The sequence below is a fragment of the Roseibium sp. AWQ4_290 genome (assembly GCF_056160985.1).
Map to the genome: position 1 here is coordinate 129219 of NZ_JBSWYG010000009.1, position 13656 is coordinate 142874.

Annotated in this window: 15 protein-coding genes; 4 read left to right on the top strand and 11 right to left on the bottom strand. The window is 58.7% G+C overall.

All coding sequences use genetic code 11. From position 1 onward, the window contains the following. Nucleotides 1-2 precede the first annotated feature (2 nt). Nucleotides 3-1310, top strand: coding sequence for a UDP-glucose dehydrogenase family protein (locus tag ACXAH0_RS11085; protein WP_475183535.1), 1308 nt, complete (start codon nt 3-5; stop codon nt 1308-1310). Between the two features lie 268 nt (nt 1311-1578). Next, entirely contained in the window at nt 1579-2325 is a 747-nt protein-coding gene (locus ACXAH0_RS11090) for a sugar transferase (protein ID WP_475191199.1), read from the top strand. Between the two features lie 46 nt (nt 2326-2371). On the opposite strand, the gene aroQ is transcribed toward ACXAH0_RS11090, so the two are convergent. Continuing rightward, on the bottom strand, nt 2372-2818 hold the full coding sequence (gene aroQ / locus ACXAH0_RS11095; protein ID WP_475191201.1) for a type II 3-dehydroquinate dehydratase: 447 nt from the start codon (nt 2816-2818) through the stop codon (nt 2372-2374). Between the two features lie 203 nt (nt 2819-3021). On the opposite strand from aroQ, the gene ACXAH0_RS11100 reads away from it, so the two are divergent. Further along, nucleotides 3022-3222 carry a hypothetical protein gene (locus tag ACXAH0_RS11100; protein WP_475183541.1) on the top strand — a complete coding sequence of 67 codons (201 nt, stop codon included), beginning with the start codon at nt 3022-3024 and terminating at the stop codon, nt 3220-3222. A gap of 41 nt (nt 3223-3263) precedes the next feature. Here the strand turns inward: ACXAH0_RS11100 and ACXAH0_RS11105 are convergent, their stop codons facing one another. Beyond that, nucleotides 3264-3794: a response regulator gene (locus ACXAH0_RS11105; protein WP_475183543.1), complete on the bottom strand. Its 531-nt coding sequence runs from the start codon at nt 3792-3794 to the stop codon at nt 3264-3266. A 268-nt stretch (nt 3795-4062) separates the two neighbouring features. On the opposite strand from ACXAH0_RS11105, the gene ACXAH0_RS11110 reads away from it, so the two are divergent. Then, complete coding sequence (locus ACXAH0_RS11110) at nt 4063-4227, top strand: hypothetical protein (protein WP_475183545.1); 165 nt, start codon at nt 4063-4065, stop codon at nt 4225-4227. Between the two features lie 89 nt (nt 4228-4316). Here the strand turns inward: ACXAH0_RS11110 and ccoS are convergent, their stop codons facing one another. The 9 genes from ccoS to ACXAH0_RS11155 all read right to left on the bottom strand — a co-directional run bounded on the left by ccoS (nt 4317) and on the right by ACXAH0_RS11155 (nt 13584). After that, a complete protein-coding gene (gene ccoS / locus ACXAH0_RS11115) occupies nt 4317-4475 on the bottom strand; it encodes a cbb3-type cytochrome oxidase assembly protein CcoS (RefSeq protein WP_475191204.1) in 159 nt (52 codons plus the stop codon). Then, on the bottom strand, nt 4475-6736 hold the full coding sequence (locus ACXAH0_RS11120) for a heavy metal translocating P-type ATPase (protein WP_475191207.1): 2262 nt from the start codon (nt 6734-6736) through the stop codon (nt 4475-4477). The genes ccoS and ACXAH0_RS11120 overlap by 1 nt, the downstream gene beginning before the upstream one ends. A 13-nt stretch (nt 6737-6749) precedes the next feature. Then, a complete protein-coding gene (locus ACXAH0_RS11125) occupies nt 6750-7262 on the bottom strand; it encodes a FixH family protein (protein ID WP_475183550.1) in 513 nt (170 codons plus the stop codon). Between the two features lie 10 nt (nt 7263-7272). Further along, nucleotides 7273-8736, bottom strand: coding sequence for a cytochrome c oxidase accessory protein CcoG (ccoG, locus tag ACXAH0_RS11130; protein ID WP_475191210.1), 1464 nt, complete (start codon nt 8734-8736; stop codon nt 7273-7275). Nucleotides 8737-9016: 280 nt separating this feature from the next. Continuing rightward, nucleotides 9017-9895, bottom strand: coding sequence for a cytochrome-c oxidase, cbb3-type subunit III (ccoP, locus tag ACXAH0_RS11135; RefSeq protein WP_475191213.1), 879 nt, complete (start codon nt 9893-9895; stop codon nt 9017-9019). 3 nt (nt 9896-9898) lie between these two features. Continuing rightward, nucleotides 9899-10054, bottom strand: coding sequence for a cbb3-type cytochrome c oxidase subunit 3 (locus ACXAH0_RS11140; RefSeq protein ID WP_475183557.1), 156 nt, complete (start codon nt 10052-10054; stop codon nt 9899-9901). A gap of 5 nt (nt 10055-10059) precedes the next feature. Further along, a complete protein-coding gene (gene ccoO / locus ACXAH0_RS11145; protein WP_475191216.1) occupies nt 10060-10794 on the bottom strand; it encodes a cytochrome-c oxidase, cbb3-type subunit II in 735 nt (244 codons plus the stop codon). A 14-nt stretch (nt 10795-10808) separates the two neighbouring features. Further along, nucleotides 10809-12464, bottom strand: coding sequence for a cytochrome-c oxidase, cbb3-type subunit I (ccoN, locus tag ACXAH0_RS11150; protein ID WP_475183561.1), 1656 nt, complete (start codon nt 12462-12464; stop codon nt 10809-10811). Nucleotides 12465-12696: 232 nt separating this feature from the next. Continuing rightward, the gene (locus tag ACXAH0_RS11155) at nt 12697-13584 is read right to left on the bottom strand and encodes a LysR family transcriptional regulator (protein ID WP_475191219.1); all 888 of its coding nucleotides are present in this window, start codon (nt 13582-13584) and stop codon (nt 12697-12699) included. Between the last annotated feature and the right edge of the window lie 72 nt (nt 13585-13656).

Consider the following 13656-nt stretch of genomic DNA (forward strand, 5'->3'; position numbering starts at 1 on the left):
CCATGCGCGTTGCAATGATTGGGACCGGCTATGTCGGTCTCGTTTCCGGAACATGTTTTGCCGATTTCGGTCACGTGGTGACCTGTATTGATAAAGACGCCTCCAAGATTGATGCTTTGAACGACGGGCGCATTCCGATCTATGAGCCCGGTCTTCAGGATCTCGTGGCCAAGAACGTATCCGAAGAGCGGCTCTATTTCACGACCGATCCGAGCGAGGCCATCCGCCAGGCCGATGCGGTGTTCATCGCGGTCGGCACCCCGACCCGCCGGGGCGATGGCCATGCGGACCTGTCCTATGTCTACGCGGCCGCAGAAGAAATCGCAGGCCTGATCGAAGGCTTCACGGTGATTGTGACCAAATCGACCGTGCCGGTCGGAACCGGTGACGAGGTGGAGGCGATCATCCGCAAGACCAATCCAGACGCCAAGTTTGCGGTTGTGTCCAACCCGGAATTCCTGCGCGAAGGCGCTGCGATCAACGATTTCAAACGCCCGGACCGGGTTGTGGTTGGCACGGATGATGAAGCGGCGGCCGAGGTCATGCGCGAACTTTACCGCCCGCTCTATCTGAATGAGACGCCGATCATCGTGACACGCCGTCGCACATCGGAACTCATCAAATACGCCGCCAATGCGTTTCTTGCGGTCAAGATCACCTTCATCAACGAGATTGCGGATCTGTGCGAAAGCGTCGGAGCCAATGTTCAGGAGGTTTCCCGCGGTATCGGTTTGGACAACCGGATCGGCTCGAAATTCCTGCATGCGGGTCCTGGCTATGGCGGCTCCTGCTTTCCGAAGGACACGCTGGCCCTTTCCAAGATCGCGGCCGACGCCAATTCCAGCCTCAAGATCGTGGATTCCGTGATCGAGGTGAATGCAGAGCGCAAGAAGAAGATGGCGGACAAGGTCATCGACTTCATGGGTGGAGACGTGGCCGGCAAGACGATCGCGCTGCTTGGACTCGCCTTCAAGCCGAACACGGATGACATGCGCGAAGCGCCGAGCATTGACATTGTCGCAAAATTGCAGGCAGCCGGGGCAACGGTGCGTGCCTATGACCCAGCCAGCATGGAAGAGGCCGGGAAAATGATGACTGACGTCCTATTCTGCGACGGCCCCTACCACGCGATTGAAAATGCCGATGTGGTTGTCATCGTGACAGAATGGGACCAGTTCCGCGCCCTTGATCTGGAGCGGGTCAAAAAGCTGGTCAAGACCCCGAAAGTGGTGGATCTCAGAAATATCTATAAGCCGGACTACATGGAGACCCGCGGCTTCGATTACACAAGTGTTGGTCGCAGCTACTAAGAAAACAACCAAGACATCCAAGAGCGATGCCATTCAAAACTGCCGGCGCCACTGGCGCCGGCAGTTTTTTTTCTATTCTTACAAAATTTTACCAGACAAACCGCTCCAGCACCGTTGCGGCATCTGAACTGCAGTGCTAACAAGACGCCAATTCAAAAAGGATTTTACGCTTTCAATTAACCACTTATTAATGATTTCATAGCGCGCAAAAGCACATTCCTCTAAGTTGCTTCCAGACCCGTTTGGACCGTGCGCACAGGCTTGAGGCTTGCTGAATTTGGCAAATGAATCCGTAAGATACGACGACACAAGGCGCCATCTGCCACGTGATGCGTCTGCCCCGGTTCCCCTGCATCCGCCCCTGTTTGGACAGGACAATGTGCCCCCCAGCACCTATTCGGCTCCGGGCCGTGCCAAAGCGTTCTTAAAGCGTTGTTTCGATGTCTGCGGCGCAGGCGCTGGACTGGTCCTTCTGGCCCCCCTCTTTGCCCTTATTGCCCTTGCCATAAAGGCAACAAGCAAGGGGCCCGTGCTTTTCCGCCAGCAGCGCTACGGCAAAGACGGTGTGCCTTTTACAATTTTGAAATTCCGCTCCATGCGGGTCGATATGTGCGACCGCTCCGGCGTCACCCAGACCGTCACAAACGACCCCCGTGTCACGCTGGCCGGGTCATTTCTGCGCAGGAGCAATCTCGACGAATTGCCGCAACTGGTGAATGTGCTGACAGGCGACATGTCCCTGGTCGGGCCTCGTCCGCATGTACCTGGAATGCTGGCAGCCGGTCTGCCCTATGAGCAGTTCGACACACGTTACATGAAGCGGCACAAAGTCCGGCCCGGCATCACCGGTCTGGCTCAGGTCAACGGTTTCCGGGGTGAGACAGTCAATGCGCTCTCCGCCCGCATGCGGCTGGACTATGATCTTCTATATCTGCAAAGGCAGTCCTTCCTCCTGGATCTGCAGATCCTCTGGAAGACGGTCGTGCGCGAATTCTTCCGCGGAAACGGCTACTGAACATCAGCCTTGTTTAGAGTATCGTGCGCTAAGTCTGCACCATACTCTAATCCTTGCTGTCCAGCTGCTTTGCAACCCACTGCAAAGCCAGGAGATAGCCCTCGGTGCCGCAGCCCGCGATCACGGCGTCGGCGCGCCGGGACACGTAGGAATGGTGCCGGAACTCCTCACGTTTGTGGATGTTGGAGATATGCACCTCCACAACCGGGCAGTCGCAGGCATTAAGCGCATCCAGAATGGCCACGGACGTATGGGAATAGGCCGCCGGGTTGATGATGATCGCCCCCGCCTGTTGCCGAGCTTCCTGTATCCAGTCCACAAGGTCATGTTCCGCATTGCTCTGACGGAACACAAGCTGCATTCCCGCTGCCCCGGCCTGCTCTTCACAAAGCTGACGAACGTCGTCCAAAGTTTGATGGCCGTAGATCTCCGGCTGCCGCTGGCCTAGCAGGTTAAGATTCGGACCATTCAGTATATAAACGGAATTTGCCATGAAGTTCCTCGTGAAAAACATTGTGAAATTGCGACTTATTCATGGCTTTTACCAGTAGTTCTTGCGGCATTCCCACAAAAGGCTGTGGACGATTGATCACACATTCCCACAGTGCGCGCCGGGCGCTTGCACGGAGGGGTTTTACGCAGTATTAACCATGTCGTCTCATTGTCGGTAAGAGATCAATTCGGCGGAAGATAAAAATGAAGCTTCGCGAACGGCTGGATACACCTGAAGCCCTGATGGCGGCAATTGAAGGCTATCAGCATCTCCCGATTGATGTCCTGTCTCAATTTCTTCTCGACAATTACACTGTTGACCTCGACGTCCTGGCCCAGTTCGCCGACGCGCTTGATGCGGCCTCCAGACAGGCAGCACAGATGGGGGCTTCCTCAGCAGCCTGAGACTGGGCAGGCATTCGGCTTACGCCCCTTTTTCGAAGAGATCAACCAACAGCGGTGACGTTTTCGCCCTGGCCGTCCTCTTGGCCCTGAGGCTGCCCCGGAGCCCCTTGCCAAATTTTCTGACGGTTGCGGATTTCCCGCGGTGCCGGACCGAAATAGGTCGCGGTCTTGATGAAGTCCCGCGGCTGCAGGATCACGCTGGACACCCTTTGATAGAGCGATTTGGCGGAAATCGGCTTGGACAGCAATTCATGCACACCGAGCCGCCGGGCCTCGACAATGCGGCTGCGCTCCGTATGCGCGGTCACCATGATGATCGGGATATAGGCGAAAGGATTGTTCGGACTGCGGATCATGCGCACCATATCAGCTCCGTCCAGAATGGGCATCACCCAGTCCAGGATCAGAATGTCCGGATTGGCACGGTCCATCGCTTCCAGACCTGAGGCTCCGTCCTCGGCTTCCACAATCCGGCGCGCACCAAACCCCTGCAGCATCGTCCGCAGAATTGTGCGCATATAGGCACTGTCTTCGACCAGCAAAAACGTCAAAGAAGCAAGATCCAGGCTCACCAATTCCTCCTTGGTTCAGCAAGTCTTCCCATAAAAATCTGAAGAATGGGTTATACGCAGCGCTCCAACGCGCTCTGCGGTACAGGCGTTGGCAAGCGGCCAGGCGGAAGGAAGATGTGTGTTTCTCAAGCGGGCTTCACATCCCGGTAATCTTGCGAAGAATTAATCTTTTTGAGTGCCATCGGTTAACGCGGTTTTCAGAGCTGTTCTGGCATCTTCAGCTCTCACACGAACGAAAAGATGCATCAACGCAATGATCACGAGCGCAATGACCACAGATACGGACCACAGCAGACAGAAGGCGCCGCAGCCAAGCGAGCAAGAACCGTCTGTGCCCGGGACCAGCGGCTTGCAGGAGAACATGCTGCTTCTGTCCGGTGTCGGGCTCGTGCTTCTTGCCGTCGCCATGGCCCTGTCCAACATCCTGGCCTGAGACCGGCCAGCCGGAATATCCTCTTCTTCCAGTTTTCTGGCCTTTTCCCCGATTGACCTTTTTGAATAACGGCCCTCAGTTTCCCCTTTTTAGCGGGAATTGCCGGGCAAATCGTCATCTTCCAGGATGCGCCACTTGGCCCCTTCCAGATCGTCATATTGACCGGTCTTGAGGGACCACAGGAACGCCAGCAGGCCAAGTGCGCCGAGAAGGAGCGCGATCGGGATGAGGAAAATCAGAACATCCATCAGTCTGCCAAGCCTTTCTTGAGGTCCGGTCCGGCGCCAGGGGCCCTGGCGACGGATACTGCCCTGTTTCCATCGCCCCATCTCAGTTTCAGGGCATTTGCAGTCACCGCCAGAGAAGACGCGGACATGGCAACGGCTGCCATCAGCGGTGTCACGAACCCGGCAACCGCCACCGGAACGGCCACCACATTGTACAGGGCCGAGATCCAGAGGTTCTGTTCAATGGCCGCCCGCGCTTTTTTGGAGAGCCGCAGAGCGTCGGCCACCGGCTGCAACCGGTCGCCGAGGAAGACAGCATCTGCGGCCGCCTGGCTCAAATGCACCGCAGACACCGGAGACAGGGACACGTGGGCGCCCGCAAGCGCCGGAGCGTCATTCAGCCCGTCGCCCACCATCAGAACCTTGCTTCCCTCCGCCTGCAAGGCCTCCAGCCGGGCAATTTTCTGCGCTGGTTTCATGCCCGCCGTCCAGGTGCTGATCTGAAGCGCTGCTGCACACGCGGCCACAGAGGGTTCCGTATCCCCCGACACAATCTCAAGCCGGTAGCCGCGTGCCCGCAGCAGGCTGGCAACAGTGCCCGCATCGGGCCGCAAGCGCTGACGGAAGGCAAGCAAGCGAACCGGCTGCTCCCCATGCCGCACAGCCAGAAGGGACGCATCGGGAAAGGTTTTCAAGGTCTTGTCCACGCTGCCAGGGCTGGCACCGCAGAATGACGGGCTGCCAAGCCGCAAGGACACTCCTGCGAAGACTGTCTCCAGTCCGGCCCCCGCGATCTCCTCCACCTCCGGCAGCGGCACAAGCGCACCGGTCGCCTTGACGAGCGCAGCAGAAAGCGGATGGCGGCTGGCAAGGGCCAGGCGTCCGGCAAGCGCCAGCGTGTCATCCGCAGGATCGATCCGCCCGCAAAGCTCCGGCTCGGCAAGGGTTAAAGTGCCGGTCTTGTCAAACAGGATCGTGTCAACCTCAGCCAGCCGTTCAATCGCATCGCCGGAATTGAGCAGCACGCCCCTGCGGAACAACTGCCCGGAAACAACCACCTGAACCGCCGGAACCGCAAGCCCCAACGCACATGGACAGGTGATGATCAAAACGGAAATCGAAATCACCAGGGCAGGCTGCCAGGAAAGACCGGCCACAAGCCAGCCCAGAAAGGTGAGCGCGGCGGCCCCGTGCACCAGCGGGGCATAAAGACGGGCCGCCCGGTCTGCCAGGCGCACATAGGCGGATTTCGCCTGGGAAGCGGTTTCCAGAAGCCGGTTGACCTCATCCAGAAGGGTCGCCCCCGAGGCCGCCTCGACCCGCACCTGCAGGCTCCCGGCCCCGTTCAAGGTGCCGGCATAAACCCTTTGACCTTCTGTGACAGGCACCAGAACACTTTCTCCGGTGACAAGGCTCTGGTCGATTTCCGACTGGCCCGTCTCCACCGTACCGTCAACCGGGACCCGGTCTCCGCCTGAGACCAGAACCAGATCCCCGGACACGATCTTCGACAGTGGCACTTCACGCACGGTCCCGTCCGGCGCGATCCGGGCGGCGACTTCCGCCTTGAGGGCCGCGATATTCTCTGCAAAGGATCGGGTGCGCCCGCGCATATTGTGGTCGAGATACCGGCCCACCAGCAGGAAGAACAGCAGCATGACGGCCGATTCAAAATAGGCGTGATGCTGATGCTGCAGCGTCTGGACCACCGAGAGGGCAACGGCCAGAAACACCCCGATCACGATGGGCACATCCATGTTAAGCCGCCCGGCCGCCAGTGCGCCAAAAGCGCTTTTTACAAAAGGCCGTCCCGCATAAGCGACCGTGGGCAGCGCGATCAGGGCCGACAGCCAGTGGAAGAAATCTCTGGTTTCCGGTGTGATATCCGTGGCATTGCCCGACCAGACCGAGACGGACAGGAGCATGATGTTCATGCCCGCAAACCCTGCCACGGCCAGACAGCGCAGCAGATGTTTGCCCATCTTGTCCTGGCGTTCCTTCTGGCTGGCCGGGTCAAAGGGATGGGCCGTATAGCCGAGCCGTGCCAGTTCCCCGACAATCGCATCAGCCCCCGTCTGATCTTCCGCCCACTCGACCGCAAGCCGCTGGCTGGTGAGATTGACACGGGCTTTGCGAATCCCGGGCAGGCGTTTCAAGCCGCGCTCGATATCTCCCATACAGGCAGCGCAGGTGATCCCGTCAACGGCCAGATCCATATGAACCGAGCCGTCTTCCTGTCCGGGGGTGACAAAGGCTTGCCAGTCTCTTTGGTGTATCGTCACGGCGCGTGTCGCTTCAGTCCTTCAGGAAAATACGGTTTTCGGATTTGAACTTTCGGTCTCCATCCCGGTCAATTTCCAGGATCAGCGTCCAGTTCCCGGCCGGAATGGCGTTCAGGTCCGCCACATAGCGGCCGCCGCCATCGGCCTTTAGCACCGTGTCCACATCTGCAAGCGCGTGGGCCGGATGCCTGAGATAGGCCCTGATCTCCACCCCATAGAGCGGCACTCCGGCAGCATCAGCCGCTTCAACCAGAATGCGGGCACCGCCTGTTCCCGTCCGTTCGACGCTGCTGGATACCTGCCAGTGCAGACCTGCCTGGACCTTTGCGGCCGCCAGTTCCCGGTTATAAGCCTGACCCGCCTCATAGGAACTTTCCACCACCACGCCCGGGAAGGACCCGAGCGCGAGATAGATGAAGACCGCATTTGCAGCAAAGACAACGGCAAAGAAGCCTAACAGCCAGGCCAGCACGGTTTTTCCCGTTATGGGCTTGGGGTCTTTCATGGGGGTCTGAACCAGTGTCATCCGGGCCTCCTCAGGGTTTGCCTGGTGCTTTGAAGGTATCTTTTGCCGTCACCACTTCCCCCATCACGCTTTCGGTGATGCGGAAGGTGACAGGGGTCGAATGGGGCATCTCTTCCCAGGGCGGAGACACGACAATCACCCGCACTTCGCGGGTCGTGTCCGGCCCGACCTCGATAATCGGCCGCCCGGCAAAGGTGGCCTCGGCGCCGACCGCTTCCACCTTGGTATTGGCCGGCATGCCTTCCACATGGAGCATGAACGCCCGGTCATGGCGCCGTTTGTTGGACAGGCGCACCGTATAGCCGTTGCGGACCGATCCGTCGGACTGTTCGACAAAAACCGGATTGCGGTCATGCAAGACACTGATATCGGCAAAATCCCGGTTGATGAGCGCAAACAGCATGATCGCCCCGACCACCGCGATGACGGCCGCATAGATGACTGTTCGGGTGCGGACAATCTCGTAAACCGGCTCCTTGCCTTCCAGGCGGCGCTCGATATTCTCGTCCGTATCATAGCCAATCAGCCCGGTCGGCTTTCCGATCCTGGTCATGATGTTGTCGCAGGCATCAATGCACAGACCGCATTGAATGCAATCGAGCTGCATGCCTTTGCGGATATCAACCCCGGTCGGGCAGACCTGAAAACACTGGTAGCAGTCGATGCAATCCCCGGCCGGCAGGCCCTGGGCAGCCAGTTTCTTGTTTTGCTTGAGAGATCCGCGCGGTTCGCCCCGGTCCCAGCGGTAGGTGACATTGAGCGCCTTTTCGTCGGTCAAGGCCGCCTGGATGCGCGGCCAGGGGCACATATAAACGCAGACCTGCTCGCGCATGAACCCGGCGAGCAGATAGGTGGTCGCGGTCAGGATCGCGATCCACACATAGGCGGCCATGGGTGCCTGAAGGGTCAGCAGCTGCCAGACCAGGGTCGGGGCATCGTTGAAATAAAGCACCCAGGCACCGCCGGTCCACCAGGCTATCATCAGCCACAGAAAGTGCTTGGTGGCGCGTTTGCGCAGCTTGTCGAATGTAAGCGGATCCTTGTCGAGGGCGATCCGTTCGCGCCGGTCCCCCTCCACCTTGCGTTCCACCCACAAAAACAGATCCGTCCAGACGGTTTGCGGACACAGATAACCACACCAGATCCGCCCGGCAACCGCGTTCATCAGAAAGAGAGCGACGGCGGCAATGATCAAAAGCCCGGTCAGGTAATAGACTTCCTGCGGCCAGATCTCGATGAAGAAGAAATAGGCCCGCCGGTGGTCCATATCGATCAGGACAGCCTGGCTGGGCGCGTTCGGACCGCGGTCATAGCGGATGAAGGGCAGAAAATAATAGATGCCCAGAGTGATGAACAGCAAAGCCCACTTGATCCGCCGGAACAGACCGTGTGTTGCCATGGGGTAGATTTTCTTGGCCGACGCAAACCACTCTTCGGAGTGTTCGCCCTCATGCGTATCGGTGTCCGCAGACATACCGTCCGTCCTCTCTTCACCGATCCAGCCCCAATAGGATCGTTCGCCGGGATTCCGGCCGGCAGTCCTGCATCCGAGAAGGTGCGTCCGGATGGCCGCCAGCCAGTTCAAGCCGGAAGCGGCTCAGTGCAGCCGCCTCGTCACGCTGGTCAAATTATCAGCGTTGTTTCAAAATAGACCGGTGCAAAGCGTCACACCTTGCGCCGGATCAAATGGGACGGGAAATCAGGCCTCTCCACCGGCCTCCCCGCCCCGTTTCAGGTCTCATTCAAGCGCAGGTCTACTGACCACCCCCGAAGGAGTGGACATAAACCGTCAGCGACTTGATGGTGGCCGGGTCGAGCCGGTCGACCCAGGCGGGCATCACCCCGTTGCGCGGACGGGTGACCTGCGCCTTGATGTGGTCCAGCGACTTTCCATAAAGGTAGTGTGCCGACAGCAGGCTGGGTGCCCCGACCTCCTGAAGGCCTTCCAGATTGTCACCATGGCAGGCCGCGCAGTTGTCCTCGTAGAGCACCTGCCCGGCAGCCAGATCGACACCCTCCTGGGTCTCCAGTCCGGCCCGCGAAGCAACGAAGTTGGAGACCTGCATGATCTCCTCGCGGGTCAGCAGCTCATCGGCCCCAAAGGCCGGCATGTCGCCGATCCGGGCGTCGTCATTGCCCGAGCGGATGCCGTAAAGCAGTGTCGTATAGATGTCTTCCAGCGTGCCGCCCCAGATCCAGGTATCGTCCTGAAGGTTCGGATAGCCCTCCGCACCGGTGGCACCGGAGCCGTGGCATGGCGCGCAATTGTCGCCAAAGGCGGCCTGGCCATTGGCCAGGGCAAATTGCAGAAGATCCTGATCCTTGGTGATGTCCTCAAGAGGGGTTGCCACGATCTTGTCGGCAAACTGCGCCCGCCCGGCCACGCCTTCATCATAGGCCGCCACCGCTTCCTGGCGCTGGTTTGCCCCGAGTATCCCGGTCGTATAGCTGGAAATCAGCGGCCAGGACGGGTACAGCACCCAGTAGATGACTGCCCAGACAATGCAGGCATAGAAGATATAGAGCCACCATTTGGGCAGCGGGTTATTGAGCTCTTTCAGACCATCCCACTCATGGCCGGTCGTTTCGACCCCCGAGATCTGGTCCACTTCCTTGTCGTGTATATCGGTCATCGTTCAGTCCTCCCGGAACGGGATCTGGGCAGCATCGTCGAACTTTTTCGCGTTTCGCGGCCAAAGGGCATAGGCCAGAACGATGCCAAACAGGAACATGAAATAGAGGAGGCCCCAGGTCTGAGCGAAGGCCGCGAACGCGCTATAGGTTTCGTCCATGGCTCTTACCTCGCGTTGGCTGCGTTGTCGTAGATCGAGAAGTCGACCATCGTGCCCAGTACCTGAAGATAGGCGACCAGAGCATCCATTTCGGTGACTTCCTTCGGATTGCCATCAAAGTCGCGGATCTTTGCGTCCGGCCAGCGTTCCTCAAACTCGTAAGCTGCGTCGGAGTCCGGCATGGCCTGACCGAGAATGTCGGATTTCGCATTGTCGATCTGCTCCTGGGTATAGGGCACGCCAACAATCGAGTTGACCGACAGATGGGCCTGAATGTCCCGGGTGGTCAGCTTGGTTTCCGCCAGGAACGGATAACCGGGCATGATGGAGGCCGGAACCAGCGAGCGGGGATTGATCAAATGCTCCACATGCCAGTCGTCGGAATATTTGTTGCCGACGCGGGCAAGGTCCGGCCCTGTGCGTTTCGAGCCCCATTGGAACGGATGGTCATACATGCTTTCCGCCGCCAGGGAATAATGACCATAGCGTTCCAATTCGTCGCGCATCGGCCGGATCATCTGCGAATGGCAGAGATAGCAGCCTTCGCGGACATAAATGTCCCGCCCGGCCAGTTCCAGCGGCGTGTAGGGCCGCATGCCTTCAGTCTTCTCGATCGTGCTCTTCAGGTAGAAGAGAGGTGCAATCTCGACCAGACCGCCAATGGCGATCATGACGACGATCCCGATCAGAAGAATGAAGGAGTTCTTCTCGAAGATTTCGTGTTTTTTCCATGCAGACATTGTCTGTCCCTCCCTTATTCGGCCGGAGCCAGGGAGCCGGCAGGCGTGGTGTCAGCTTCTTCAGCCTCGCCACGATAGACGGTCATCCAGAGATTGTAGGCCATGATCAGGGCACCGGCGAGGAAGAGCCCGCCCCCCAGAGCACGGATGATGTAGAAGGGGTGCATCGCTTCCACGGTCTCCACGAAGGAGTATTCCAGGAAGCCGAGGCTGTCATAGGCGCGCCACATCAGGCCCTGCATGATCCCGGACACCCACATGGCTGTGATGTAGAGAACGATGCCGAGCGTGGACAGCCAGAAGTGCCAGTTCACCAGCTTCAGCGAGTAAAGGCCCTTCTTGTTCCACAGCCAGGGAATCAGGCAGTACAGCGCCCCGAAGGAAATGTAGCCGACCCAGCCCAGGGCCCCGGAATGCACGTGGCCGATGGTCCAGTCCGTATAATGCGACAGGGAGTTGACTGATCGCAGGCTCATCAGAGGGCCTTCGAAAGTCGACATGCCGTAAAAGGCGACAGAGACCACCATCATGCGCAGCACCGGGTCGGTTCTGAGCTTGTCCCAGGCACCCGACAGGGTCATCAACCCGTTGATCATGCCGCCCCAGGAGGGCATCCACAAAATGATCGAGAAGGTCGCGCCGAGGGTGGAGGCCCATTGCGGCAGAGCCGTGTAATGCAGATGGTGCGGTCCGGCCCAGATGTAGATGAAGATCAGTGCCCAGAAGTGCACGATGGACAACCGGTAGGAATAGACCGGCCGTTCGGCCCGCTTGGGAATGAAATAATACATGATGGCCAGAAAACCGGCGGTCAGGAAGAAGCCAACCGCGTTGTGGCCATACCACCACTGTACCATAGCGTCCTGAACCCCGGACCAGACAATGTAGGACTTGGTCGAGTAGATCGAGACCGGAATGGTCATATTGTTGGTCAGGTGCAAAACCGCAATCGTCACGATGAACGCGAGATAGAACCAGTTGGCCACATAGATATGCGGCTCCTTGCGCTTCCAGAGGGTGCCCAGGAACAGCAGCAGGTAGCAGACCCAGACAATGGTCAGCCACAGGTCGGCATACCATTCCGGCTCGGCATATTCCTTGCCCTGGGTGGTTCCCAGCAGATAGCCCGTGCCCGCAATCACAATGAAAACGTTGTAGCCGAGCACAATGAACCAGGGCAGCACCTTGCCCGGCATGCGCGCACGGCAGGTGCGCTGAACCACATACATGGAGGTGGCCAGCAACACATTGCCGCCAAAGGCAAAGATCACCGCTGAGGTGTGCAGCGGCCGCAAACGGCCGAAATTCGTCCACGGCAGATCAAAGTTCAGAACCGGCCAGGCCAGCTGCAGGGCAATGATGAGCCCCACCAGAAATCCGGCAATGCCCCAGAACATGGCCGCTGCCGAGGCAAACTTGACCGGACCGAGATTGTAATTCGGCTTTCCGCCGATCTCCTGAGGGACCGGCTCCCCACCGTCCTCAAAGTAATTCTTGAAGATCAGGAACACGCTGACCGCGGCGAACAAGGCGCCGAGACCTGCGTGAAATGCCATTACCTGATCGAACGTCTTGCCTGCGATGATGATGCAGGCGAATGCAAGCAACACAAGGAAGATGGCGAAGCCCCCCTCCTCGAGCGAGACCAGTCCGGCCTTATTTTGTGCCATTTCGCGCCCCAAATTTTAGAACCTATGAAAGGTGCCAATGATGGGACGACCTTGCGCATGAGTCCGCCCGGGGCGCGTTGATCCATGTCAAGAAGCGGGTGTGGACAGTCCGGAACACGGCCGGTTTTGCCAAGATGCCGCAGCTAAACCACAGGCGCGTGAAACGTTCTCCCCGCCTTTTTCCAGGTCAACCAAAAGCTGCTTCAAATGATACTCAATCTCCCTCATGTAGTTAGTCCACTTCGGATAGTTCCAGATACTCAATAATCTTTTCAAGCATTTGGTTCTGATGGCTTCCAGGCTGCTTCCAGAGCGTTATTTGCTCATGCAAAGGCACCGCGAGCTGGAACGGCGCCACCAATTCGCCCGTTTCCAGATGGGCTGCCACAAGTGACCGGTGCGCCATCAAAACTCCAGCCCCGTTCAGGGCTTCCTGAACCGCCACAGCATAAAGCGAGAAAACCGGCCCCTTGGGTACAAGCGCCTTGCCGGGCAGCACATGGTCGAGCCACAGCGCCCAATCGTTTTTCCAGGTGGCATCCGTCAGACAGATGGCGGACGCCAAGTCTTCCGGGCGTGTCAAACCTTCGGCAATTTCCGGAGTGCAGACCGGAAGCACGTCGTCCCTGATGGTGGTTCTCTCCGGGCCACCGGCATCATCCAGATAAAACAGGCATAGATCAAAGGGAGTTCGCTTGAGGTTGGGCGGCTTTTCCATGGCGGTGATGGATATGTCGATGCCGGGAAGCTTTCGCCGCAACACTGGCAGGCGGGGCGCAAGCCAGAGCTGTGCCAGCGCGGGCAGCGCGGCAATATGCACCTTGTGAGGCGCACCATCCTGACGCAAATCGCGCACCGCCTGACTGAGGGCATCAAACACGTCCACGAAGGACGGCAAGGCCCTTTGCCCCACCGCAGTGAGCTGCACGCCTTTTGCGCTGCGGGCAAAAAGCGCCGCTCCGATCTCCTCTTCCAGCGACTTGATCTGCGCAGACACAGCCCCGGGTGTCACACCAAGCTCCTCGGCGGCCAGGGCAAATCCCCCCAATCTGGCGGCAGCTTCAAAGGCCCGCAATGCATTCAAGGACGGCAGCCTGGGGACCGGAGGGGAAACGGGCATCTCTAAGACCTATTTTTTCTAGCCCTTATTTTTCTAAAATCTGATTTGCAGCCTGGCAAGAGCCGCGCCACC